This window comes from Capnocytophaga felis (genome assembly GCF_009684755.1).
Classification (GTDB): Bacteria; Bacteroidota; Bacteroidia; order Flavobacteriales; family Flavobacteriaceae; genus Capnocytophaga; species Capnocytophaga felis.
On the sequence record NZ_BLBC01000014.1, the window covers coordinates 122,403 to 148,543 of the forward strand.

The window sequence follows — 26,141 nt, forward strand, 5'->3', positions numbered from 1 at the left end:
CCATTCTAAATTATAAAATTTATGAAAGTATCAGTAGAACTGACATTCAGTCCGTTACAAGATGATTTTGAGCAACCTATCATTCATTTTATTAAAAAGCTACGAGCTTCAGGATTAAAAGTGCTTGAAAATCCGTTAAGTACACAAGTTTATGGTGATTATGATAAAGTAATACATACACTTACCGTTGAAATAAAGGAAGTGATGGAACTCGTTGAACGTGGATTGATGTATGTAAAAATTGTAAAATCAGATAGATACGACTATGAGCCACATTTTTGATTGGTTTTTTGCTCAATACAAAGGTGTTGAAGCACATTTTGTTGTGTTAGAAATCATTGGTGTGTGTTTTGGTCTTTTAAGTGTTTATTTCAGTAAAAAGCGAAACATTTGGGTATATCCCACAGGAATTATCAGTACGGTAATTTTTGTGTATTTACTTTGGGTTAGTCGGCTTTTCGGAGATATGCTTATCAATGCTTATTATACTATTATGAGCATTTATGGTTGGATTCTTTGGGCAAAAAGCAGTAAAGACAACATACATATTGAAGTTTCAAAAACCACTAAACGTGATTGGCTGATTAGCTTAGGATTAGCTGTTTTTAGCTGGTTGTTTGTAACGGGAGTTTACCTCTTAAAACCTTACATAAATAGTGGATTTTCATCTGACGAGATTTCCTTTGATTTTCAACACTTTACTTGGGTAGATTGGACAGATATTTTCACAACCTCCATTTTCTTGGTTGGGATGTGGTTAATGGCTAAACGAAAAATTGAAAATTGGATTTGCTGGATTATCGGAGATGTTATTTCAGTTCCGCTATATTATCATAAAGGGCTTGTATTCAGCTCTTTTCAATATTTTATTTTCACCATAATTGCAATTGCTGCTTATTTTGAATGGAAAAGAAACTTGAACAAATCAAAAGTAAAATAGTTCGTGTGGCTTTTGTAGGACCTGAGTGTACAGGAAAAACAACAATTAGTCAGACCCTTGCTAAAGATTTCCAAACAGAATGGGTGCCTGAATTTATGCGAACGTACCTTCAAAAAAAATGGGACGAAAAACAGGAAACTTGTACTTGGGATGACCTCGAAATCATTGCTTTAGGACAAATTCTATCGGAAAATGAAAGTATTCAAAAAGCAAATAAAATTATTTTTTGTGATACAAATTTGCTTGAATTAATGATTTATTCGTATATTTACTACGGAAAATGTCCTACACAAATTGAGAAATATGCTCTTGAAAATCATTATGATATCGTTTTTTTAACGGATATTGATGTTCCTTGGCAGGCAGATGATTTACGTGATAAACCTAATGAACGCGAATTTATGTTTTCCAAGTTTAAGCAAATACTTGATGAACACAACATCAAATACATAGTAATAACAGGCAACCTTGAAAAACGTTTAAAAACAGTAAAAGAGGTTGTTCATAAAATATTAAAAAACAATGAGTAAACTTACAGCAAAAGACCGGCAATTGTTGGCTAAAAAAGGAATTTCAGAAGAAATGCTCGAAAGCCAATTAGAACTTTTCAAACAAGGTGTTCCTCCGATTGAACTGCAAGCTGCTGCTACTATCGGAAATGGAATTTTATCCTTCTCAAAGGAAGAAACAGCCAAATATGCAGCTATCTATCAAAAGAAAAAGAAAGGTATTTCTATTTTAAAATTTGTTCCTGCCTCGGGAGCTGCAACCCGAATGTTCAAATCTCTTTTCGCTTTCAAGGATAATTTTAATCCAGAAAAAGAATCATTCAAGGCTTACATCAACCGAAAAAGTGACAAAGAAATTGAAACCTTTTTTGAAGGATTGGAAAAATTTGCTTTTTATCCTATTTTAATGGATTACATAGCAAAAAATATTCCCGATTTTCATACTCAAAATGAAGATAATCAAAAACATACAATTGTTTCCATTTTACTTGGTGAAAACGGATTAAACTACGGAAATTTACCAAAAGGATTACTTCCTTTCCATAAACATTCTGAAAAAATAGTTACTCCTTTTGAGGAACATTTCAGAGAATCAGTAATGTATGCTTCAGGTGAAGATATCGCACACTTGCATTTCACTATTACTGAGCAACATACAGGTGCTTTCAACAAGGAATTGAATGAAATTAAAGATAAACTTGAAAAAAGGTATAACATCAAATTTGATGTGAACTTTTCGTATCAAAAACCAAGCACAGACACTGTTTCCGCTACTGAGGACAATGAATATTTCCGCGATGAGAACGAAAACTTGCTTTTCCGTCCGTCAGGTCACGGAGCTTTACTTGATAACCTTAACGAAGTGAATGCTGATATAATCTTTATAAAAAATATTGATAATGTGGTAGTTAAAAAATACACAGATGAAACCGTTTTTTATAAAGAGGCATTGGCAGGAAAATTACTTGAAATTCAGTCAGAAGTTTTTCATATACTGAAACGTATTGAAAATGATAAAGTTAAAAAGAAAGAAGTAAAGAAATTATTGAACTTTTTGAGAGAAATCAATATCTATGTGCCTGATTATCTGTATAAATTCAGAAGACGTTATGCTCTTGAGTTCATTAAAGAACAACTGAACCGCCCAATTCGCGTATGCGGAATGGTTAAAAATGAGGGAGAACCTGGCGGAGGTCCTTTTTGGGTGAAAGATGCCAACGGGAACTTAAGTTTACAGATTATCGAATCTGCACAAGTTGATTTAAATAATCCTCAACAAAAAGAAATTTTCCAGCAATCGACACACTTTAACCCGGTGGATTTAGTTTGTGGGACAAAAAATTTCAAAGGAGAAAAATTTGATTTACAACAGTTTACTGATCCAAAACAAGCTTTCATTACAGGAAAAACATATATGGGAAAACCGCTTAAAGCTTTGGAACGACCAGGGTTATGGAATGGTTCAATGGCAAATTGGATAACTGTTTTTGTTGAAGTCCCATTAATTACTTTCAATCCGGTAAAAACCGTAAACGATTTGCTGAAAAAAACACATCAGTAATTATTTGATTATAAAATGATTTGGGAATTTAAAAGCTGACAAATCTTTCTGAATATGTTCTTTTTTTGAATTTCCAAATCATTTATTTTTTTTTAAAATTTTCCAATTTAATATATGTATCTGAAAAAAATTATACTTACTATTTCTATTATCGGACTAATTATTTTAGGAATTTTTTCTTATTTTGTGTACAACGCTGTTTTAAGCCCAAACACAAGTTTTCAAGAAAATGAGATGGTTATTTATATTCCTACTGGCTCCGATTTTAATGATGTTACGCATAAAATAAGTCCATATCTTTCTGATATAGAAACTTTTAAAAAAGTAGCTGTTCAAAAAAAATATGCTAATAATGTAAAAGCAGGGAAATATGTTATAAAAAAAGGAAGTAATAACAATGACATTATCAACGCTTTAAGAAGTAAAAACATTCCTATTAAAGTAACTTTTAATAACCAAGACAGATTAGAGGATTTGGCGGGACGTATTAGCCAGCAAATTGAAGCGGATAGTGTTTCTCTGCTAAAATCTTTTTTAGATGCATCATTTTTATCTGAAAATCAATTTAATGAGAAAAATGCCATTGGAATGTATTTACCTAATACGTATGAATTTTTTTGGAATACATCAGCAGAACAATTCAGAAATAGAATTTTAAAGGAATACAATCGTTTTTGGACAGAAGAAAGAAAACAAAAGGCTAAAAATCAGAATCTTACTCCAAAACAAGTAGCTGTTTTAGCATCAATAGTACAAAAGGAAACTGCTCAGGTATCAGAGCGGAGTAGGGTAGCGGGTGTTTATCTTAATCGATTGAAATCAAATATGTTACTTCAAGCTGATCCAACTGTAATTTTTGCAATTAAAGAACATACAGGTAATTATGATACAATTATTAAGAGAGTTTTGAATCGAGATTTAGAAATTAATTCTCCATATAATACTTACAAGTATGCGGGATTGCCTCCTGCTCCCATTGCAATGCCTGATGTTTCTTCTATTGAAGCTGTTTTAAATCCTGAAAGGCACGATTTTTTCTACTTTGTTGCAGATATAGAAAAACCTGGTTTTCACAAATTTGCACGAACCTACAATCAACATCTTATTAATAGTAAAGCATATCATCAATGGATAAATTCACAAGGAATCAGAAGGTAAATTTAATATGACATATCCATAACCTTAATTTTTCATAAAATTTTGGTTATTTCATAAAAAATTTAATATCTTTGAGGACTTATTATAACTTTAATTTATGACAAAAAAGAATACAACCTCCAAGCTTTTGCTTAATAACAAGTTAAAAAGCAATGCTTTAGAAGATTACAAAATTGCCCTTATCAGTAGAGAATGCAGTACTTTGGGAAGGGTAGAGGTTCACACAGGAAAAGCTAAATTTGGTATTTTTGGTGATGGAAAGGAACTTCCACAATTGGCTATGGCACGAGCTTTTAAAAATGGAGATTTCCGAAGCGGATACTATCGTGACCAAACTTTTATGATGGCGATAGGTGCCTTTACCGTTGAGAATTTTTTTGCCGGGCTTTATGCACACGCTGACATTCAAGCCGATCCAACGAGTGCTGGAAGGCAAATGGGAGGACATTTTTCAACACACAGTTTAGATGAAAATGGAAATTGGAACAATTTATTGAACCAGAAAAATAGCAGTAGTGACATTTCGTGTACTGCAGGACAAATGCCTCGTTTACTCGGATTGGCACAGGCTTCTAAAATATACAGAGAAGTTCCGGGTGTACAAAATCATAATTTCTCTGATAACGGAAATGAAGTAGCTTGGGGAACTATTGGAAATGCAAGTACCAGTGAAGGACATTTTTTTGAGACAATTAATGCTGCAGGTGTTATGCAAGTGCCAATGGTAATGTGTGTATGGGATGATGATTACGGAATTTCTGTCCCTGCCAAATACCAAACTACAAAAGAAAACATTTCTGAGATTTTAAAAGGATTTCAGCGAGACAAAAATTCCAATAATGGACTTGAAATTTTTGTTGTTAATGGTTGGGATTATCCTGCGTTGATTGATACGTTTGAAAAAGCCGGAACTATTGCACGTACAGAACACGTCCCTGTCCTTATTCACGTACGAGAACTGACACAACCACTTGGTCATTCAACTTCAGGTTCACACGAGCGTTATAAAACTAAAGAACGTCTTGAATGGGAAAAAGAGTTTGACTGTAATCGCAAAATGCGAGAATGGATTTTAAAAAATGAACTGGCAACAGAAGAGGAACTTATTCAATTAGAGCAAGATGTAAAAAAAATAGTTACCAACGGAAGAAAACGAGCTTGGGAAGCTTACATAACTCCTATAAAGAATGAAAAAAATGCATTTATTAGCGTAATTGATGAAATTATCAATCAAGTAAGCAGTAACAAACACGAACTTGAAGCAATTAAAAATCAGTTAGTTAATAATACAACTCCAATTCGTAAAGATATTATAAGTGCCGGACGAAAAATACTTCGACATTTGCGTTATGAAACTCCGCAAGTTACTGCAAAATTACAACAATGGATAAGAAATTATTCATCTGAAAATCAACCTAAATACAGCAAATATCTATACATCGAAAATGAAAGTAATCCTACTTTAGTAAAAGAAGTTCTTCCCGTTTATGATGAAAATTCAAAATTAGTAGATGGTCGTATTGTTTTGCGTGAAAACTTTGATGCTTTGTTTGCCAAACACTCTAATTTACTTATTTTTGGAGAAGATACCGGAAACATTGGTGATGTAAATCAAAGTTTAGAAGGTTTACAGAAAAAGTACGGAGAGTTGCGTATAGCCGATGTAGGAATTCGTGAAGCGACCATCGTAGGACAGGGTATAGGTATGGCAATGAGAGGGTTACGACCTATTGCCGAAATTCAGTATTTGGATTATATACTTTATGGATTGCAAACACTAAGTGATGATTTAGCTTCGTTGCACTATCGTACATTTGGACGACAAATGGCTCCAATGATTGTCAGAACTCGTGGTCATCGTTTGGAAGGAATTTGGCATTCAGGTTCTCCTATGGGTACACTTCTGCATACTCTTAGAGGAGTTTATATTTTAACGCCACGTAATATGACTAAAGCTGCAGGATTTTATAACACTTTGCTGGAAGGAAATCAGCCTGCAGTTGTGATTGAATGTTTAAATGGATATCGCCTTAAAGAAGAGTTGCCAGCAAATCTCGGAGAATTTAAAACACCTATTGGTGTTGTTGAAACTGTAAAAGAAGGAAAAGATATTACTTTGGTTTCCTACGGTTCAACATTACGAATTGTACAACAAGCAGCAGAGGAATTAGAACTATTCGGAATAAGTGCAGAAGTAATTGATGTTCAATCACTTTTACCTCTTGATCTAAATCACGATATTGTAAAAAGTGTTGCTAAAACTAATCGACTGTTAATTATTGATGAAGATGTTTCAGGAGGAGCTTCAGCTTATATTTTACAAAAAGTTTTGGAAGAACAAAATGCCTATCAATATTTAGACAGTGCTCCGCAAACACTTACTGCAAAAGACCATAGAACGGCATATGGTACCGATGGTGATTATTTCTCAAAGCCGAATATTGATGATATTTTTGAAAAAGTCTATGCCATAATGCGAGAAGCAAATCCCTCAAAATTTCCAAACTTTTTGAAATAGAATAGATTAATTTATCAATTCATATTTACAAAACCTCTGTGTAAAAAACTTAACAGAGGTTTTGTTTCTTATTTTTTTAAGTCTTTGAGAAATTTATTTTAAAATTCAACATTTTATTTTACATAATATAAATTATGATACAATTTTAAAATAGTAAAATAAAAAAGATTTAATTTGATGAGATTAAATCTTTTTTATTGTTTTATTTATTTCTATGCTGAATTTCGGCTTGCATTAATATTTCCAAACATTGAACGCATTACCATTTTCTCATAAATACTAATTAATTCTGCATCAGTAATTTCATTTTTAATTTTTTGTAAAGCATACTGTTGAATTGTTAACAATGGTAAAACCATTTTTTCACGTATCTCTATAGATGCTTTTCCACTTTGATGATTTTCCATTAATTCTGAATAACCTGTTAATTTCAATAACATTTTTTTAGTTAATTCAAATTCTTCGTAAATTAATGTCCAAAATGCTCCAAATTCTGCATCATCACGCATATATTCAGTTAATTTGAAATTCGATTTTGTCAAACTCATCATACTATTTTCAAGTAATGTTCTGAAAAACAACGAGTTTTTATACAAATAAATTGCTTTATCGAAATTTCCTTTTTCTTCAAGATGTTTCAACGCAGTTCCCAATCCGTAAAATCCTGGTACATTTTGTTTTAACTGGCTCCAACTTCCCACGAATGGAATAGCTCTTAAATCACTGAAATTCAGTCCTTCTGATTGTGAACGCTTACTCGGACGACTTCCAATATTGGTTTTGGCATAGTATTTCAATGTGCTAACTCGCTCTAAATAAGGAATAAACATCGGGTGATTTTTAAAATCAGTATAACTTTCATAACTAATTTGAGCGAGTTCAGAAATTACTTTTTTATCTTCCTCAGTAAGAACCGTACTTTTATTATCATTGAAAACTTTATTGTTAATTCCTGCACTGAGTAATTGTTCAAGATTGTATTGGGAAGATTCTAAAGTTCCAAAATTAGAACTAATTGTCTGACCCTGAATAGTTAACTGAATTTGTTCTGCCTCAATGGTATTACCTAAAGATGCATAAAATTGGTGAGCTTTTCCTCCACCACGTGCAGGAGGTCCTCCCCTGCCATCAAAAAATATAACTTTAATTCCGTTATTTCGAGCAACTTGGGTCAAATGTTCCTTAGCCCGATAAATACTCCAATTTGCCATCAAATATCCACCATCTTTTGTTCCATCAGAAAAGCCTAACATAATGATTTGAAGATTATTACGTTTTTTTAGATGTTCCTTGTACATTGGATTTGCGTACAATTCTTGCATAACACGCTCAGCAACAGACAAATCATTAATAGTCTCGAAAAGAGGAATAACATCTACACTGGGATTTTCCCAATCACATAAACGAGTCATTGTCAGCACTTCAAGCACATTCAAAGAACTTTGATTATTGCTAATTATGTAACGATTTGCCCCACGTTCACCATTAAGTTTTTGAATTTCTTTCACAGCATAGATGCTCTCAATAGTTTGCTTGGTGAGTTCATCAGAAAAATCCTCAGCATTCAAAATTCCTTTTGCATTTTTCAAACATTTATACTTCTCTGCATCAGATAATTCGCCATAATTTTCAGGAAGAATTTTTCCGTTTAAAGTTTTGGCAATATCTTTTACAACAGAATGATGCACTCGCGAGTCCTGACGAATATCAAGTGTTGCGAAATGAAACCCAAAAATTCGTATCTTATGCAATAAATCTTCAACTTTTTCAACAAACAATGATTGATATTTCTTTACTAAAATCTGTTTAATATTTTTAAGTTTTTCAACAAATTCTTCTAAAGAAATAGAATCATCTTTCTGTAAAAAGCTTAAATTATACAACTTGATTTCCAATTCATTAACTAAAGGTTCTACTTCCGGAAAAGTAAGTCTTCTTTTAATATTGCGTAAATCTTTATAATAATTTCGGATAACAGACCTCCTAAGACGCTCTGCTACCTTGCGTGTGATTTCTGCAGTTACAAAAGGATTTCCGTCACGGTCACCACCCGGCCAAAATCCAAGTTCAATAATTTCGTTATCTATGTTACTGTCTTTAAATATATTATGGTATATATATTTATAAATTGCTCCTACGGAATGGTAAAAAACATTTTCCAAATACCATATCAAATTTACAGCCTCATCATACGGAGTTGGTTTTTCTTTCTTGAAGAAAGGAGTTTTGCCTAATTGAGCTAAAAGATTCTTAATAAGCAATATATCATCTTTTTTGATAGCCTCAGACAAATCGTTTATAATTCCCAAAACGGCTCCGGGATAAAACTGAGTTGGATGAGCTGTAAGCACAGGACGCACTTTAGCATAACGTAAATATGCCTTCAATTGCTCTGTTTTTTCCTGAGATTCAGCCTTTTCTCTAACGTTACGAAGCGTACCAAGTCCGTCCATATTATTCACAATGGCAAAGCTGGCATCTTCAATCGCATCGAATAAAACTACCTGACGTTCAATATATTGAATGAAGCGAAATAGCAAATCATTTTTTTCTTTTTCGGTAGGATTTTCTAAGTATTTACGGAAAAAATTATTAACTATCTCAATTGGAGATAGATTTTCTTCATATCCTTTACTACACATCTCGCTAAAAAGAGGCAATAAAGTTCCTGTTTCCAGCACTTCCCTATAAGGAAGTGTCATCAAAATGCCGTTGTAAATCTGATATTTACTCAGTACATTTTCATTAAATCGTTCTAATTTGGTTTTTCTTGGCATACAAATTTGATTATTTCTTAAACATAAAAAAATCCTCTCCAAAAAACTTTGGGAGGATTCTACTATTTTTTCTTAAAAAATTATAATTCTTTAAAAACAGTACGCATCAATCGTTTTTTATCATTGATGGTTTCCTCTAAAGAAATCATACTTTCTGTGCGTGAGACTCCCTGAATATCATCAATCATATAGATAATTTCTTTTGCGTGTTTTGTATCTTTTGCACGAATTTTACAGAAAATATTATACTTACCTGTTGTTATGTGAGCAACAGTTACATAAGGAATATTAGCTAAACGCTCTAATACAAATTGAGTCTGATGATTTTTTTCAAGGAAAATCCCCACATAAGCTACAAATGTGTATCCAAGCTTCTCATAATCAATGGTTAAAGTTGAGCCCTTAATAATTCCTGATTCCTCCATCTTGCGAACACGAACGTGAACCGTACCAGCAGATATATCCAATTTTTTAGCAATATCAGTAAACGGAGTACGCGTATTCTCTATTAACATGTCCAAAATTTGATGATCAATCTCATCCAATCTAAATCTTCCCATCGTATTTTCTATTAATTACGAATGCAAAGTAAATCATTTTTTCAATATATTCAAAATAAATTCATTTTTTTTTTGTAAAAAATTATATTTATACATATTTTGGTTCGAATTTTTTTAAATCTAATCGTTTTTCTATATCTTTTTTATCTATTTTATTTGTAAAAATTTCTGACAGTTTATACTCCTTATGACCATAATAATTCGTTAAATTTCCTACTTCAGAAATATAAGGTTCAAAATAAATTGTATTATTTTTTAAAATTTCTTTAAATAAAATACCAATATCATTTGTATTTTCATAAAAATCATCTCTTAGCAAAACATCAAAAAACAGTTTTTCATTTTCTGGAATTTCAAAATAAGATTTATATTTAGTTCCAGAAACATCATTATCAGCAATGTACATAAGCCCCTCAATCATAGCCAAGCAAATATATTTTCTGGTTTCCTCACGAAGATAATCTGATTGATAATGCCCCGCTTCAAAGAGAATTGTTGATGTGTTTACATTTGTAAAATAATCACCTGTGCAGTCTATATTAAAACTGTCATCAAAACGTCCTACTTGATTAGGAATATACCTTTGTAATATTTTATTCATTACTGAAATTATCTCCATACTTTTTTTGCGTACATCATTTATGTTCCTACTTTCATTATACGAAGGAGCTAAAAATGACACTGTTGCCGGATTTTTTGTTTTTCCTGCTGAAAAAATGGTTCGTTGGTCGTGCAAATTAAAGCAAAAATCGGGTTTTACTAACTGATATGCTTTTCTGAGACATTTACTTTCAGGTTGAGATAATCTAAATGCATCACGATTCAAATCTACTTCATTAGCATTTACACGTGTGTACATTTCTGCTCCATCAGGATTCAAAATTGGAATAAAAAATAATGAAACTTTATCCAAATAACCACTATTTACTTTTGTAAAATAATTCAACATATCGAATAATGCTTTGGTTGTGGTAGATTCATTTCCGTGCATTTGCGACCACATTAATATTTTCTTATTCCCATTACCTATCTGATATAAATGAATTGGCGTATTATTTACTGACTCGCCTAAAAATATCTTATTTTGAATGCAATAACTTTCTAAAATAGGTAAAATCATAGCAGAAGTTATATATCTCCCTAATAGTTTTTTTTCTTTATATAAATTATATTCCATAAAAATTTAATTTTGTAAATTAGAAGGTTTTTCACAAAAGTCAATCTTTCTATTTAACTCAATTTACTTTTGTTTGATTTGTCAATTTTATTTTTTACATTTGTACTTTCTTGAATTTAAAAATTTAATTACAATGATAAACATTTCTGATTTCACAAAGCGACTCCAAATAGTAATGAATTATTACGGACTGAGTGCCTCTGCTTTTGCTGATTCACTTGATATTCAGCGTTCAAGTATTTCTCACTTACTTTCCGAACGAAATAAACCCAGTCTGGATTTTATTCTAAAGTTAGTATCTAAGTTTCCTGAAGTTGATATATTTTGGATTACACAAGGAAAAGGTAAATTTCCAACAACCTCTTCTGATACAGATAAATCTATAAAGCAATCAGTTCAAACAGATTTATTTAAAGAAAAAAGCTCTCAAAATATAACAAACAACCCTGTAATGACAGAAAAAAAAGAGCCTAAAACTGTAACGCCACAAAATAAAACTGATAAAAAAGTTAAAAAAATTATCTTTTTTTATAATGATAATAGCTTTGAAATATTTGAAAATGAATAAAATTTCATCAAAACATCAGATTAAAACATAGTTTACAAATGTAAATCAAAGCCATTTCTTACGTTTAAAATATAATACCATTAAAATAGATATTAAAATCATTATTCCCCAAACAATAGGATATGCCCATTTATATTGAAGCTCGGGCATAAAATCAAAGTTCATACCATAAACTCCTACGATAAATGTTAAAGGAATAAAAATTGTTGATATTAAAGTGAGTAGCCGCATTATGTTATTCATTTTGTTGCTCATAGCTCCCATATAAGTGTCAGTCAATCCCCAAAGAATATCCCTATAAGTTCCTAAAGTTTCTACGATTTGAATAATATGGTCATGAAGGTCACGAAAATAATGTTTTGTATCATTTGTAATCAAAAAATGATTAACTTTCTCCAATTTACTGGTTATTTCACGTACAGGAACAATTGATTTTTGAAGAAAAATAGCACTTTTCTTCAAGTTTTGTATTTCCATAATCATTCCTTCATCAGGATTATTAATAATTTCGTCTTCTATATCTTCAATTTTACCTCCAATCTTATCCAAAATCACAAAATAATTATCAATCACGGCATCTAAAAGACCAAAAAGAAGATAATCAATCCCCTTTTTATGAATATTATTTATATTCATTGATAATCGTCTGCGTAATGGTTCGAATACATCCTCTCCTTCAGCTTCTTGAAAACTAATAACATAATTCCTCCCTAAAATCAAAGCCAAATGTTCTGAAATAAACTGCTCTTGCTTCCCAAAATATATCATCTTAATGATAATTAACAGATTATTTTCAAGAACTTCACTTTTTGGAAGATGCTCCGTATCAAGGATATCTTCCAAAAGTAAATTGTGTAACTTTGTAAACTCTCCTACTTGCTTTATTTCCTCAATATTATTTAACCCATTGATATTTATCCAAGTACGATTTTCAGCAGAAATTAAACGTAGAGCTTCCTTTACTGAATTTACTTTCTCTGAATGGAAAAACGAATCTCCGTAGGAAATTACATCAATATCAACTGATTTTTCTTTTTCGCCGAAATACAGCAAAGTGCCAGGAGGCAATTCCATCTTATTAATCCGATTTAATTTTCTCCTTTTACGTTTTTGGGAAATATTTTTAGCCATCTTTTAATAACTTAAAAAAACCTCTTCCAAAAGTAAGAATTCTTTTCTGAAATATAAAATTTTATTTTCACGATTAAATTTCAAATTTATAAAATATCTTTGACATTAAAAATTCATTTAAAATACTGATTATATATATTTTATAATATATTTATTAAACTATAAATTTAACTTTATTAACAATTTAATAATGTATGTCATTTTGTCATTTGGTTGTGATATTTAAAATATTTTTTAATATAAATATTTGATTTATAATATTTTATAATAGTGAACTTTTTTAATTTTATGCTATAAACTTTCTTCAATATTATTAGTTAATGTAATTATTTAAGTATATATGTATAAATATATTATTACCAGATAATTATTAAAAAAAATGTGATATTTAGAAAATAAAAAAAGAACTCGAACTATCTCTGTCGTAAAAGAAAATTCGAGTTCTTTAATTGAAATAATTTATCGTATATCTTACATAAAATTTAGTTGATATAGCTTATTTTAAAATTCCCAGTCTCCACGTACTTTCAACACTTGCGTAATAACATCACGAACACAGCCTTCTCCACCCTTTAAATGTGAAATATAGTCAGCGACAGATTTTACTTCAGGAACAGCATCTTGCGGACAGGTTGCCAATCCCGAATGCAACATCGGAGGAATATCAGGCATATCATCACCCATATACAATATTTCTTCTTTTTTTAATCCTTCTTGTTGTTGATATTGTAAAAATGTTTCCAATTTCTTGGCTCTTTTCATAAAAATATCGTTAATCCCTAAATCTTCAAGCCGTTTTTTGGCTCCCTGATTATTTCCACCAGTAATAATACACATCTTATAGCCTTTACTCAATGCTAATTTCATTACAAAACCATCTTTTACACTCATACTTCGTAATAATTCTCCCTCATCTGTAACTAAAACCTGAGCATTTGTCAATACTCCATCTATATCAAATACAAAAGTTGTGATATTTTTTAAAAATTCTTTATAGCTTTTTGCTTCCATATCTTTCTAATATTGAATTTGTTATTGTTTTATAAATTTCTTTTCGATTTCCACTTAAAATAGCTAAATGATTTTCAATAGTTTGGCGGTCATTGCGTCTTGCCGGACCTGTTTGAGCTTCAAAAGGTTCTGTTTTTTGAATTTTTTCAAAGGTTTCAGTCAATAAAGGTTTTAGAATTTCAAAAGGAATTTTATTTTCTTCACATATTTCTTTACTAATTGCAATTAAGTGATTAGTAAAATTATTCATCATTACAGCTGAAATATGCAAAATTTTCCTTTGAAAACTGTTTATTTCGTAAACTTCACTGGTTATGAATTCTGCCAAAAGACGTAAAATTTTCAAATCAGACGAATTTTGAGCCTCTATGCATATCGGAACTTTCTGAAAATCAATTGAAACTTCCTTTGAGAAAGATTGCAACGGATAGAAAACGCCTTTTCTGTTTTTACTGCTTAAGACATCTATATCCGTATTTCCTGAAGTGTGAACAACCAAATTTCCCGAAAAAGGTAGCTTTTCAGATACTTCAAAAATAGCCGAATCCTTTACAGCAATTATACAAATGTCAACAGGTTCTAAAAATGAAACATTTGTAATTTTTTCTACTGCAAATTGCTCAAAATGAGAAGTGAAGCAACTTCTATTACAAAGTTGCTTCACTTGAATTTTATCATTGTTATAAAAAACATTCATTAAGTGAAAAGCTACATTTCCGCCTCCTACTATGCTTAATGATAATTTTTTATTACTTCCTTTCATCAGAATTTTACAATATTTCTATAAATTCCAATTTATAGTGATTCGTGATAATTTTGCATCGTCTTCTATATCATTTTTTGTAATTTCAGAAGAAAGCCCGAAATTATTATTCTTTAAAGCCGATTTATCAAAAGTGAAATAATAATTCTCATCTTTAGGCGTAATCAATATACTTTTAAGTGTTTGTTCAATTTCAAAATCAGGATATTTTTCTTTTACATCCTTGTAAGTACTTGTCAGAGAAATTCCTTTTTCAGTTGCGAAACGTGTGTCCAAAATCAATACACTTTCTACAACTTTTTGATTATCAGAATTAACAACAGGAGTTATTTCTATCAGTTCCTTGCCTCCTTTCTCGAAAATGATGATTCGTTCCATACTCGCATAACGAAGCTCTCCTTCAAAAGTAGTATTGACCAAAGAATCTTTTGCATATATGGAATCCAATTTCTGAATAGGCGTATTTTTTTGCAATACTCCTACCCTGTCTTTGGTTATCAAAAATTTGTTATCTGTTTTGTTACAAGCAATCGTTACAATTAAAATTAGTATTAGTACAATATATTTATTCATTTTTATAATTATTTTTACAGATTATTAAAAAAATTGTTATTTCTTCATTACTTTATTCAAAACTCCAAAAACACCACGAATAAATGTAGCACTTGTGACCATTTTCAATATCGGATTTTGAGCCGTGCTTTGTTTTGTTGCCGTACGTCCGCCTGATTTAGTCTGTTTTGATTGTCTTTCTTGTTCTTTCTGTTGATTTTGTTGAGCCTGAATCTCTGAAATTTTTTTATTTAGTAGCTCATAGGCACTTTCTCTGTCTATTACCTCATTATATTTTCGTACCAATTCGGAACGATTTATAAGAGCATTTATTTCATCATCAGAAAGAATATCCATACGGCTCATAGGTGCTCGTAACATAGTAGCTACCAATGGTGTAGGAATTCCTTTTTCATTCAAAACAGTTACGAAAGCCTCTCCCGTTCCCAAAGATGTTAGTACTTCAGTGGTGTTGTAAAATTCTGACACAGGATAGTTTTCGGCTGTGAGTTTGATGGCTTTTCTGTCCTTGGCTGTAAAGGCTCTGAGGGCGTGCTGTACTTTCATACCGAGTTGCGAAAGAACCGCATCAGGAACATCTGTTGGGTTTTGTGTGCAGAAAATCAGCCCAACCCCTTTGGAACGAATTAATTTTACGATATTTTCCAACTGATTGAGCAGTGTTTTTGATGCTTCATTAAAAATTAAATGAGCTTCATCAATGAAAATCACTAATTTAGGTTTTTGCAAATCACCTTCTTCCGGAAAAGTTGAATAAATTTCAGCTAACAAACTCAGCATAAAGGTTGAAAACATTTTAGGACGGTCTTGAATGTCCGTTAAGCGTATGATATTTACGTATCCCTCTCCTTTGTTATTAGTTCTCAGTAAATCAGTTGGTTCAAAACTTCTTTCACCAAAAAATAATTCTGCTCCTTGATGTTCTAACTCTACTATTTTTCTGAGAATCGCACTTGTAGACGTCTTTGCAATTGCTCCGTATTCTTTTTCGAAATCAGCTTTGCCTTCTTCAGTGGCGAATTGCAAGATTTTCTTCAAATCTTTCAAATCCAACAACGGATAACCGTGATCATCGCAATATTTAAAAATTACCGCCAATACTCCCTCCTGTACATCACTCAAATCCAAAATTCGAGAGAGCAATACCGAACCAAACTCGGAAACCGTAGCTCGCATTCTGACACCTTTTTGCTCCGAAATGGTTAATAATTCCACCGGAAACCCTTGTGAAACATACGGAATACCTATTTTATTATGACGTTCCGTGATAAATGCTTTTTCTTCTCCGGCTTGTGCCAATCCACTCAAATCGCCTTTCAAGTCCATCAAAAGTACGGGAACTCCGCTTTTGGATAAATTTTCGGCAATTACTTGTAAAGTTTTTGTTTTTCCCGTTCCTGTGGCTCCTGCTATCAATCCGTGACGATTTAATGTCTTTAACGGAAGATTAACCAATGTATTTTCAACAGGTTGCCCTTCATATATAGCTCCACCCAATGTAATATATTCGCCCTTACAAGCATATCCGTTGGTTATGATATTTCTGAAAGATTCTATTTTATTCATATTTTGAAATTAAAACAGTAACATTTTTAAGGAAACAAAGGTATGATAAAAAAGTGAAAGTACGTTATATTTATTCAATTTTCCTCACCAAAATTTGTTTACTAACTTCTATTCATATATTTTTGCGTAGCGTATATTTATAAAACCAAATTATATAGAATACAATGAGTAATTTTCCTAAATTTTTGCTGGGAGACAATACGGACTTTCCCGATGCTATTTTTGTAATTCACACCGAATATCCTCGTTTTGTGCTAAATTTAGAAACTGACGAAGTGGAATGGCTGGAAGAATTTGATGAAGAAGACACCAAAGAACTTGAAACCGAAGCCGAAAACCTCATTCAACAGGCAAATGAATTTTACGAGCGAGAAATAGACCGATACGAAGGATAAAATAAAAACCTTCAAAAAAACTTTCTATTCAATTTGTTTGTTATCTTGTTGATTACAAGCATAAGGTAAAATATAAAAATCATACGTTTTGATAATTCGTTATGCTTGAATATATTATAGAAAAAGATAAAGAACTTCTCTTGTTTTTAAATGGTTTAGGTTCTGAAAAGTGGGACGGTTTTTGGCTGTTTGTAAGTCATAAATTTTCCGCTTTGCCTTTGTACGTTTTATTGCTTTTTTTCTGTTTGAAATATTTCAAATGGAAGAAAACAGTCATTATATTGGTATCTATCGCTTTGATGATTCTTGCTACCGACCAGCTTGCAAACCTTTTCAAATACGGCTTTGAACGATTGCGTCCGTGCCACGACCAAAGCTTAATTTCCCAAATGCGTTATGTAATTTGTGGCGGTAAATTTGGTTATTTTTCGGCACACGCAGCCAGCTCAATGGCGGTGGCTACTTTTTTTAGCTCACTTTTCCACAAAAGAATAAAATGGTTGCCCCTTGTATTATTTTGTTGGTCATTTTTAGTGGGATACAGCCGAATTTATTTAGGAGTTCATTTCCCCGGAGATGTTATTACAGGGTTTGTTTTAGGAGGAGTTTTGGGATATCTTTTTTATAAAATTACAAATAATTATTTTTTATTTTCAAAGTGATTTATTCTCATTGAATGGCTCAAAAAAACAGATTATGTATTTGAAATTAAACGAAATAACAGACAAAGAAACTCTTTCCAAATTACTGGAAGACGATAACTTAACAATATTGATTAACAAAGAATTTAATGCTTCTTATTTAGACGTTATTAACGAGAAATGTGCAGATAAAACAATCACGATAAAAGTTTTCTTAAATAAATGTATATCTCCTGATTTTTGGACACGAATTACAAATTGTAAACGATTGTGCATACACGCTTCCTGCGAAATACAATTGAACAGCCTTGATTTTTTAAGCAACTTTAATACGTTGGAATCTTTAGAGTTAACAAGTGATTACACAAATAAAAATCTGTCATTCAACCCCATTGGACATATATGTGACTTAAAAAATTTTACTTTCATCAGCGGGCTATCCAAACAATATTCTTTTCTTAACCAACAAAAAGATTTGAAAAGTTTGTATGTAGGAAGCATTGATTTTGAGTTTGTTACAAATAAAGAAAATCTAACCGACTTGCTCGTACAAAGAACTTTAAAATCAGAACATTTGTTACCCGAAAAGTGCCCGAATCTGGAAAAATTACATCTTTATGGTTGCAGTCGATTGAAAAATCATTCATTCTTAAGCAATTTAGCAAAAATTAAAAATATCAACGTTAGCTACAACAGTTATATTACCGAATTTCCGAAAATTCAGAATCCGGAACTAGTCAAAACCATTGAAATGTTTACCTGTCCAAACTTCTCTTCTATTGATAGCTTGCTCCCTTTTAAAAATCTGGAAAAACTTGTTTTGACAAGCCACGACAAACCCTTGCAAGTTCCCATACAAGATTTTGAAAAACTCACGCAATTGAAGAAACTGAAAACCGTTTATACCGCTTGGGGAAGACGACCTAAAACCGATTTGGATATTATCGCGAAAATTTATAATAAAACCAGATGGATAAACTCCTCTTTGGAATATTAATTTTTTTTAAAGCACTATGAATCAGGATGTACTTTTAAAATATTTAGAAAAATTTATCACAGAAGAACGAAAACAACGATTTTCTGAAATCCTTGAATATCGCACCAATCATTTTACGGTTGCTGTTGAAGATGTTTTCCAGATGCACAATACAAGTGCCGTTATCCGAAGCTGTGAAGTGTTTGGAGTGCAACAAGCCCACCTAATTGAGCAACGTTTCGGGAAACGATTGGATGCCAAAATTGCGATGGGAGCTCAGAAATGGGTGGATACATTCCGATATGATAACACACAAGATTGTATGAATACGCTTCGTGAGAAAGGCTATCAAATTGTGGCTACAACACCTCACAAAGATGCTTACTTTTTGAGCGATTTTGATATTTCCCAAAAAAGTGCTTTCTTTTTTGGAACGGAAAAAGACGGACTATCGGAATTAGTTTTAAATCAAGCTGATACATTCTTGAAAATTCCGATGGTAGGATTTACTGAAAGTTTGAATATTTCGGTTTGTGCTGCTATTATTTTGCAACAACTTACTGAAAAACTCAGAAAATCAGATGTTTCGTGGCAACTTACAGAGGAAGAAAAAATGGCAATCCGCATTGATTGGACAAAAAAATCCATCAGAAGTATAGATGATATTTTAAAACGATTTTATGAAATGAATTCTTAAATACAATAAAAAAAGAGCAAGAATTAAAAAATTCTTGCTCTTTTTTATTCATAAACTCCTGTATTAAAGAGTATTAACATTATTCAAATCCTCGAAAGCTCTTTTAAGACGAGCAATGAAAGTTTTTTCACCTTCTCTCAACCAAACACGAGGGTCATAGTATTTTTTGTTTGGCACATCGGCTCCTTCCGGATTTCCGATTTGGCTCATCAAATAGTCTTTTTTGCTTAATATGTAATCACGAATTCCCTCTGTAAAAGCATATTGCAAATCCGTATCAATGTTCATTTTGATTACACCGTAAGAGATTGCCTCGCGAATTTCTTCAAGAGTAGAACCTGAACCTCCGTGGAAAACAAAATCAACCGTGTTGTGAGGAACGTTATAGTTTTTAGAAATATACTCTTGTGAATTTTTTAAAATTTTAGGAGTAAGTTTCACATTACCAGGTTTATACACTCCGTGAACGTTACCAAAAGCAGCGGCAATGGTAAACTGCGGGCTTATTTTCATAAGTTCTTCATAGGCATAAGCCACTTCCTCCGGTTGTGTGTATAATTTTGATTCGTGTACATCTGAGTTATCAACGCCATCTTCTTCACCACCTGTGATTCCCAATTCAATCTCCAAAGTCATACCCATTTTGCTCATTCTTTGCAGATATTTTTTGCAAATTTCAATGTTTTCTTTAAGTGGCTCTTCCGAAAGGTCAATCATATGTGAGCTGAACAAAGGTTTTCCTGTTTCAGCAAAGTGTTTCTCTGAAGCATCAAGCAAACCATCAATCCAAGGAAGTAATTTTTTTGCACAGTGGTCAGTATGAAGAATTACGCTAACCCCATAAAGTTCAGCTAATTGATGAACGTGTTTCGCTCCCGAAACTGCTCCCGCAATTGCCGCACGTTGATTTTCATTTGAAAGTCCTTTTCCTGCCATAAAGCAAGCTCCCCCGTTTGAAAACTGAATGATGACAGGTGCGTTCATTTCTTTTGCTGTTTCCATTACGGAATTAATTGTGTTTGAACTAACAACATTCACAGCCGGTAAAGCAAATCCTTTTTGTTTGGCGTATTGGAAAATTTCTTGTACTTGTTTCCCAACGGCTACGCCTGGTTTAATATTGTGTGCCATTTGTACTATAAAAAATTTAAAAATTATACTATCTAAAGTTTAAAAAAGTCCTAAGAGTAAGGTTTTGAGCATCTTACATTTAAAACCTTAAAGTTGGTAACAAAAGTACGATTTTTTAATCAGATAGCAAAAATAAAAAATCATTTTTTAAGTAAAATTTCTTATTTAATAATCGAAGACAAGATTTTAAAAAAATAATACAAATTGAACAGCTCTTTTATATTGATTTTTGTAAAATATACATTTCCAATCGATTCATTTTTTGTTAAAGTTAAAATAATTCTTGTAATCTCACTCACTCAATGGATTAATTTTCCTACCTTTGCCCCTTAAAATAAAACTTTATGAAAAACCCTATTTTTAGGCTTTACTTTATTGATGTGATGAGAGCCTTTGCCATTTGTATGATGTTGCAGGGGCATTTTGTAGATGGATTATTAGCAAACGAATATAGAACTTCTGAGTATCCTTTTTACTCTATATGGTTATTTCTCAGAGGATTAACAGCTCCTGTTTTTTTCACTGTTTCTGGTTTCATTTTTATGTATCTTCTGGCAAAAGAAAAAACTGCTGGAAAAACCGGCTGGAATCACGTACGAGTTATCAAAGGAATTCGCAGAGGAATTACACTGATTATCACAGCTTATTTATTAAGATTACATATTTGGAGCTTATTTGCAGGAAAAATATATCCAAATTCCTATATGATTGATGTACTTCATTGTATTGGGTTATCTTTACTTTTTTTAATTGCGATATATTTGTTTTCATATAAAAGAAAACCTTATGTAATGCCTTCAATATTAATTGGTTTTACACTTTTTTCTTTTTTATTGGCTCCTGTTTATCTATCTCAAAATTATGATTTTCTGCCGGTTGCTTTAGCGAATTATTTTACCCAAGCTAATGGCTCGGTATTTACCATTTTCCCTTGGTTTGGCTACGCTTCGTTTGGGGCTTTTATTGGTGTCTTGTTCAGTATGTTCAAAGATAACAAACAAATTTACAGCTATGCAATTACCTTTGCAATTGTATTCGGTTTGATTTTATCTTTCGGTTCTCAGCCTTTCTTTAGTTGGATTTACAACGTAACGGACTCGCAATTGGCTTTTCTAATTTCGGAAAGTACTATTTTCAACAGATTGGGAAATGTACTATTAGTTTTTTCAATATTTATGTTGCTTCGTAATGTAATTATGTCTGTAACAATCCGAACCATCGGGCAAAATACGCTATCTATTTACATCATACATTACATTATTTTATATGGAAGTTTCACAGGATTTGGTTTATATCAATATTTTCACCATAGTTTGAATCCTTATGTTGTAATTCCAGGAGCTTTACTTTTTATTTTAGTAAATCTCTGGTTATCTTTTAAATACAACCAATGGAAGCCTTTCGTTGTTGATAAATACGAAATTATAAAAAACGACATCAAAGAATTCTTAACCGAAGGATATTACCTAACCATTTCGTTTTTTAATAAATTGAAGAGTAAAATATTGAATTTCATATTCGTTTCCAAACGAAATTCATAACACAAAAAAGGGGATTCTTCAGAATCCCTTTTTTTAACTATTTTTGTTTCTTTGTTTTTTCTTTTTTCTTGTAGTCTTTTTTATTGGTGCTGACGGAGCTTCTCCACCTTTGTAATAATACAAACACTTTTCAATGTAAAAATCTCCTTGATTTTGAATCATACCTGCAATGTTGTCATTATACCACATTTCAGCCAAACTCGCTTTCAGATATTTTGAAATTTCATCTTTATTTCTTCTGAAATCTATAAATATTTTTCTTGTTGAGAGGAATTTTGAGAAAGCACTCAACATTTCTTTTGATATTTTATATTTTTTTACAAAATATTCTTCATCTGGTTTTTTATTCGCTTCAGGATGATTATCGAAATATTCAAATAAGAAAAAATTTGTTAATCCGGAATTTAATATTTCGTGTATCATATACATATCGGGTTTCATATCCATCGTTACATAAACATCCGGATAAATCCCGCCACCACCATAAACGACTTTACCTTTAGGTGTTGTAAACTTCAAAGAATCAGCTATTTTTGCATTATCTATTTGAACACTTCTTTTATTTCTAAGATTATAAGGTTTTTGAATTGAACGACCTGTTGGCGTGTAATAACGAGCTGTAGTTAAACGCACTGCCGAACCATCAGGCAAAGGCATTTCACTCTGTACCAACCCTTTACCAAAAGTACGGCGACCAACAATCACCCCTCTGTCATTATCTTGCAATGCTCCGGCAACAATTTCACTTGCTGAGGCAGTTTGCTCATTAACTAAAACAAAAACAGGTTTGTCATCAAACATACCTTCTTCGGTCGAATAAACTTCTTCAATTTCCTTTCGATTATTTTTTGTAAAAACAATCATTTTATCTTTAGTCAGAAATTCGTCTGCAATTTGGATTCCAACGTTAAAAAAGCCACCGGTATTGTCCCTCAAATCCAAAATTAAACTATTAATTTCTCCAAGCTGCTTCAATGCCGATGTGAACTCTTGATGAGTAGTTTCGGCAAAACGATTCATCCTGATATATCCCAAAGTATCGTTAAGTTTATAATAACGGTCAATACTCTTTATCGGAATATATTTTCGTGTTATTGGTACAGTAAAAAGACTGTCTGTCACTTTTCTATATACCATTAAGTTTGTCTGAGAATTTATTTCTCCCCTGAGAATAGTTCTAATCTTATCAGCCGAAAATCCTTTACCAAAGAGAGTATCTTCATTGGCTTTCAAAATACGGTCACCAAGCGAAATTCCCTTCTCAAAAGCATCGCTTCCCTCAATTGGTTTTATGACAGCAATGGAATCTTTATACATATAAAAAGAAACTCCCACACCAACAAATTTTCCGCTCATATTCTCAGTAACTTCCTGAATATCTGATTTTGATATGTATGTAGAATGTGGGTCTAACTTATGAAGAATTCCATTTACGGTAATATCTACGATGCTGTCTGTATCAACCTTATCAACATACTCATCTTCAATATAGTCTATCAACTTACCCAATTTCGCCTTACTCGGACTTTCCTCCGTAATGGTATCAATCGTAACCACAGGAACTGGAACCGGAGGAGGTAACTTTTGCACATAAAAATCGGAAAGAAATTTTCCCACGAGAATTCCTATGGCTAAAACACCTCCTAGTACAATTGGCACTATGTAAGTTTTTACTTTCATCTAAAAACTTTATTCAAATTTATTTTTCTTGTATCCCAAATTCTGAAAAAAATCTAGAATCATAAAAACAAAAACACGACAGCTCATCATTGCAGAAAAGCGGTCGTATTTTTGAATATTTTTACAAACATTTTACTTTTTAAAAGCTTCCAATCCTGATTTCAACCAATTATAATATTCCTCAGTATCAGGCGTATAACCAACCGGATCAACCAAGTTAGTTTCATCGTGATTCATTAAAACATAAAACGGTTGTGAATTGGCTTTATAACGAACCGTTTGGAACTCACTCCACTTTTGCCCAATATATTTTAACTTTTTTCCTGGTTTAATTTGAGATTCAACAACCTCGCTTTCAGGAAGCAATCGCTTATCGTCCACATAAAGAGAGACAAGTACAACCTCGTTTTTCAAAATTTCAAGAACGTGAGGCTCTGTCCACACATTTTCTTCCATTTTTCGGCAATTGACACACGTTTTTCCTGTGAAATCTATCAAAACAGGTTTATTCACTTTTTTAGCATAAGCAAGTCCCTTATCGTAATCATCAAACGTAATGATATCGTGAGGAGCAAAGAAATGAGCTCCTTCGGGAAGAGCAGCCTCCTGCGTGTTTGTTACACCTTTTTTGTAGCCTACACCATAAGGTGACTCGCTATAATGTTGTGGTGGAGGAAAAGCACTAATCAAATTTAGAGGAGCTCCCCAAAGCCCCGGAATCATATAAATGGTAAATGTCAATGACAATAATCCTAAACTTAATCTTCCTACCGAAATTTTTTCGATTGGTGAATCGTGAGGCAAACGAATTTTCCCAAATAAATAGAACGCCAATGTTCCAAAAACAGCAACCCAAACAGCAATAAACATCTCTCTTTCAAACCAATGTCCTGTTACTGCCAAGTCTGCATTTGAAAGGAATTTGAAAGCCAAAGCCAATTCTAAAAATCCTAAAACAACTTTAACCGTGTTTAACCATCCTCCTGACTTGGGCAAAGAATTCAACCATCCGGGGAAAGCTGCAAAAAGAGCAAAAGGCAATGCAATAGCCAATGAAAAACCAAACATTCCTATAATCGGAGCAACTCCTCCTTTTTGAGCAGCTTCCACAAGCAATGTCCCTACAATAGGTCCCGTACAAGAGAAAGAAACTACCGCTAAAGCCAAAGCCATAAAGAAAATACCTACAAATCCACTACGATCAGCCTGAGCATCTATTTTTGTACTCCAAGAGCTTGGCAAAGTAAGCTCAAAGGCTCCTAAAAATGAAGCAGCAAAGAATATCAAAATAATAAAAAACACCAAATTGAACACAACGCTACTCGCCAAAGCATTCAACGCATCTGCTCCAAAAATTCCTGTTACAACAACACCCAATAATACGTAAATTACGATGATTGATATACCATAAATAATTGCATTTTTAATCCCTTTTGCTTTTGATTTACTTTGTTTTGTAAAATAACTCACCGTCATTGGTATCATCGGGAAAACGCAAGGTGTTAGCAATGCTGCAAATCCTGAAAGAAATGAAATAATGAAAATACTCCATAACCCTTTATTTCCAACTCCTTGATTAGCATCACTTTTATCAGCTTTTTTTTCTACTTTTTTTGCAGATTCTAACTCATTTACACTTGTAGGAATTGCCGATTGCATTTGAGTATTTTCCCCTGAAGTTGCCAAACCAGCTTGTTGTCCTGAATTTTCTGCAGGTGTTGCAGTAGCATCTCCATTTGAGAAAACAAACTCCAAATCCACTGTATCAGGAGGAAGACAGTTCGCATCATCACAAACCATAAATTCAACACTTCCTGTTGCAGTTGTTAATTTTTTTGTGGTTTTTATACGTTGTTTGAATACTGCTTTTTCATAGAAAAAACCTATTTCCATATCAAAAACAGCATCGTGTTTAACCACCGTTCCTTGTTCCTCTGTTTTTCCTACAAGCTGAAAATCAGAACCTGATTTATACTCAAAAGTAGTAGGAACCGGACCATTAGGCGGAATGCTCTGTGAATATAACTTCCATCCTTTTTGAATTGTAGCTGTTGAAATCAAATAGAATTCATTATCGCCTACCTTTTCAACTTTGGTTTCCCACTTCACAGGATCATATACTTGAGCATTCAATGCAACAAATATAAATGAAAATAAAAGAGTTAAAATTTTTCTCATAGATTATTTTTTATTGTGAAGCGACAAAGGTAACAAAAAATAATTAATATTTTTACTCTTAATATTTATTTTTTTACCGATATCTTTTAA

23 protein-coding genes are annotated in these 26,141 nt (G+C 32.2%); 12 read left to right on the forward strand and 11 right to left on the reverse strand.

All coding sequences use genetic code 11. The annotated features are described in order from the left end of the window. Positions 1-21: 21 nt before the first annotated feature. From GN105_RS10995 to GN105_RS11020, 6 genes are all read left to right on the forward strand, one after another. Positions 22-282, forward strand: coding sequence for a hypothetical protein (locus GN105_RS10995; RefSeq protein WP_155285450.1), 261 nt, complete (start codon positions 22-24; stop codon positions 280-282). Further along, a complete protein-coding gene (pnuC, locus tag GN105_RS11000) occupies positions 266-940 on the forward strand; it encodes a nicotinamide riboside transporter PnuC (protein ID WP_155285451.1) in 675 nt (224 codons plus the stop codon). The genes GN105_RS10995 and pnuC overlap by 17 nt, the downstream gene beginning before the upstream one ends. Beyond that, complete coding sequence (locus GN105_RS11005) at positions 904-1,470, forward strand: AAA family ATPase (protein ID WP_155285452.1); 567 nt, start codon at positions 904-906, stop codon at positions 1,468-1,470. The genes pnuC and GN105_RS11005 overlap by 37 nt, the downstream gene beginning before the upstream one ends. Then, entirely contained in the window at positions 1,463-3,010 is a 1,548-nt protein-coding gene (locus tag GN105_RS11010; protein WP_155285453.1) for a DUF4301 family protein, read from the forward strand. Before GN105_RS11005 ends, GN105_RS11010 begins: the two co-directional genes overlap by 8 nt. A 114-nt stretch (positions 3,011-3,124) precedes the next feature. Beyond that, positions 3,125-4,168, forward strand: coding sequence for an endolytic transglycosylase MltG (gene mltG / locus GN105_RS11015; RefSeq protein WP_155285454.1), 1,044 nt, complete (start codon positions 3,125-3,127; stop codon positions 4,166-4,168). Positions 4,169-4,265: 97 nt separating this feature from the next. After that, positions 4,266-6,686: an alpha-ketoacid dehydrogenase subunit alpha/beta gene (locus tag GN105_RS11020; RefSeq protein WP_155285455.1), complete on the forward strand. Its 2,421-nt coding sequence runs from the start codon at positions 4,266-4,268 to the stop codon at positions 6,684-6,686. A gap of 212 nt (positions 6,687-6,898) precedes the next feature. Here GN105_RS11020 and GN105_RS11025 read toward each other — a convergent pair whose 3' ends face one another. The 3 genes from GN105_RS11025 to GN105_RS11035 form a co-directional block, all read right to left on the reverse strand. After that, entirely contained in the window at positions 6,899-9,463 is a 2,565-nt protein-coding gene (locus tag GN105_RS11025) for a phosphoenolpyruvate carboxylase (protein ID WP_155285456.1), read from the reverse strand. Between the two features lie 80 nt (positions 9,464-9,543). Then, positions 9,544-10,023: an Lrp/AsnC family transcriptional regulator gene (locus GN105_RS11030; protein WP_095894602.1), complete on the reverse strand. Its 480-nt coding sequence runs from the start codon at positions 10,021-10,023 to the stop codon at positions 9,544-9,546. Between the two features lie 88 nt (positions 10,024-10,111). Further along, positions 10,112-11,200, reverse strand: a complete 1,089-nt coding sequence (locus GN105_RS11035; RefSeq protein WP_227977365.1) for a M14 family zinc carboxypeptidase — start codon at positions 11,198-11,200, stop codon at positions 10,112-10,114. Positions 11,201-11,333: 133 nt separating this feature from the next. On the opposite strand from GN105_RS11035, the gene GN105_RS11040 reads away from it, so the two are divergent. Next, positions 11,334-11,768: a helix-turn-helix domain-containing protein gene (locus GN105_RS11040; RefSeq protein WP_155285457.1), complete on the forward strand. Its 435-nt coding sequence runs from the start codon at positions 11,334-11,336 to the stop codon at positions 11,766-11,768. 45 nt (positions 11,769-11,813) lie between these two features. Here the strand turns inward: GN105_RS11040 and corA are convergent, their stop codons facing one another. The 5 genes from corA to GN105_RS11065 form a co-directional block, all read right to left on the reverse strand. After that, positions 11,814-12,899 (reverse strand): magnesium/cobalt transporter CorA, encoded by a 1,086-nt coding sequence (corA, locus tag GN105_RS11045; protein ID WP_155285458.1) that lies wholly within the window; start codon positions 12,897-12,899, stop codon positions 11,814-11,816. A gap of 501 nt (positions 12,900-13,400) precedes the next feature. Continuing rightward, on the reverse strand, positions 13,401-13,910 hold the full coding sequence (locus GN105_RS11050) for a KdsC family phosphatase (protein ID WP_155285459.1): 510 nt from the start codon (positions 13,908-13,910) through the stop codon (positions 13,401-13,403). Continuing rightward, positions 13,891-14,673: a Rossmann-like and DUF2520 domain-containing protein gene (locus GN105_RS11055; RefSeq protein ID WP_155285460.1), complete on the reverse strand. Its 783-nt coding sequence runs from the start codon at positions 14,671-14,673 to the stop codon at positions 13,891-13,893. Before GN105_RS11055 ends, GN105_RS11050 begins: the two co-directional genes overlap by 20 nt. 18 nt (positions 14,674-14,691) lie before the next feature. Further along, entirely contained in the window at positions 14,692-15,246 is a 555-nt protein-coding gene (locus GN105_RS11060) for a hypothetical protein (RefSeq protein ID WP_155285461.1), read from the reverse strand. A gap of 36 nt (positions 15,247-15,282) precedes the next feature. Continuing rightward, positions 15,283-16,812, reverse strand: a complete 1,530-nt coding sequence (locus tag GN105_RS11065; protein WP_155285462.1) for a helicase HerA-like domain-containing protein — start codon at positions 16,810-16,812, stop codon at positions 15,283-15,285. A 164-nt stretch (positions 16,813-16,976) separates the two neighbouring features. On the opposite strand from GN105_RS11065, the gene GN105_RS11070 reads away from it, so the two are divergent. The 4 genes from GN105_RS11070 to GN105_RS11085 all read left to right on the forward strand — a co-directional run bounded on the left by GN105_RS11070 (position 16,977) and on the right by GN105_RS11085 (position 19,521). After that, positions 16,977-17,207, forward strand: coding sequence for a DUF8828 family protein (locus GN105_RS11070; RefSeq protein ID WP_018279119.1), 231 nt, complete (start codon positions 16,977-16,979; stop codon positions 17,205-17,207). Between the two features lie 101 nt (positions 17,208-17,308). Then, positions 17,309-17,869 (forward strand): phosphatase PAP2 family protein, encoded by a 561-nt coding sequence (locus GN105_RS11075; protein ID WP_155285463.1) that lies wholly within the window; start codon positions 17,309-17,311, stop codon positions 17,867-17,869. A gap of 34 nt (positions 17,870-17,903) precedes the next feature. After that, positions 17,904-18,845, forward strand: coding sequence for a hypothetical protein (locus GN105_RS11080; RefSeq protein WP_155285464.1), 942 nt, complete (start codon positions 17,904-17,906; stop codon positions 18,843-18,845). A gap of 16 nt (positions 18,846-18,861) precedes the next feature. Further along, a complete protein-coding gene (locus tag GN105_RS11085; RefSeq protein ID WP_155285465.1) occupies positions 18,862-19,521 on the forward strand; it encodes a TrmH family RNA methyltransferase in 660 nt (219 codons plus the stop codon). Positions 19,522-19,584: 63 nt separating this feature from the next. Here GN105_RS11085 and fbaA read toward each other — a convergent pair whose 3' ends face one another. Continuing rightward, a complete protein-coding gene (gene fbaA / locus GN105_RS11090; protein WP_155285466.1) occupies positions 19,585-20,652 on the reverse strand; it encodes a class II fructose-bisphosphate aldolase in 1,068 nt (355 codons plus the stop codon). Positions 20,653-20,996: 344 nt separating this feature from the next. Between fbaA and GN105_RS11095 the strand changes: the two genes are divergently transcribed. After that, positions 20,997-22,193, forward strand: coding sequence for a heparan-alpha-glucosaminide N-acetyltransferase domain-containing protein (locus GN105_RS11095; protein WP_155285467.1), 1,197 nt, complete (start codon positions 20,997-20,999; stop codon positions 22,191-22,193). Positions 22,194-22,226: 33 nt separating this feature from the next. Here the strand turns inward: GN105_RS11095 and GN105_RS11100 are convergent, their stop codons facing one another. Together GN105_RS11100 and GN105_RS11105 are read right to left on the reverse strand one after the other, a co-directional pair. Further along, positions 22,227-23,873, reverse strand: a complete 1,647-nt coding sequence (locus GN105_RS11100; RefSeq protein ID WP_155285468.1) for a S41 family peptidase — start codon at positions 23,871-23,873, stop codon at positions 22,227-22,229. Positions 23,874-24,005: 132 nt separating this feature from the next. Continuing rightward, complete coding sequence (locus GN105_RS11105; RefSeq protein ID WP_155285469.1) at positions 24,006-26,051, reverse strand: protein-disulfide reductase DsbD family protein; 2,046 nt, start codon at positions 26,049-26,051, stop codon at positions 24,006-24,008. Between the last annotated feature and the right edge of the window lie 90 nt (positions 26,052-26,141).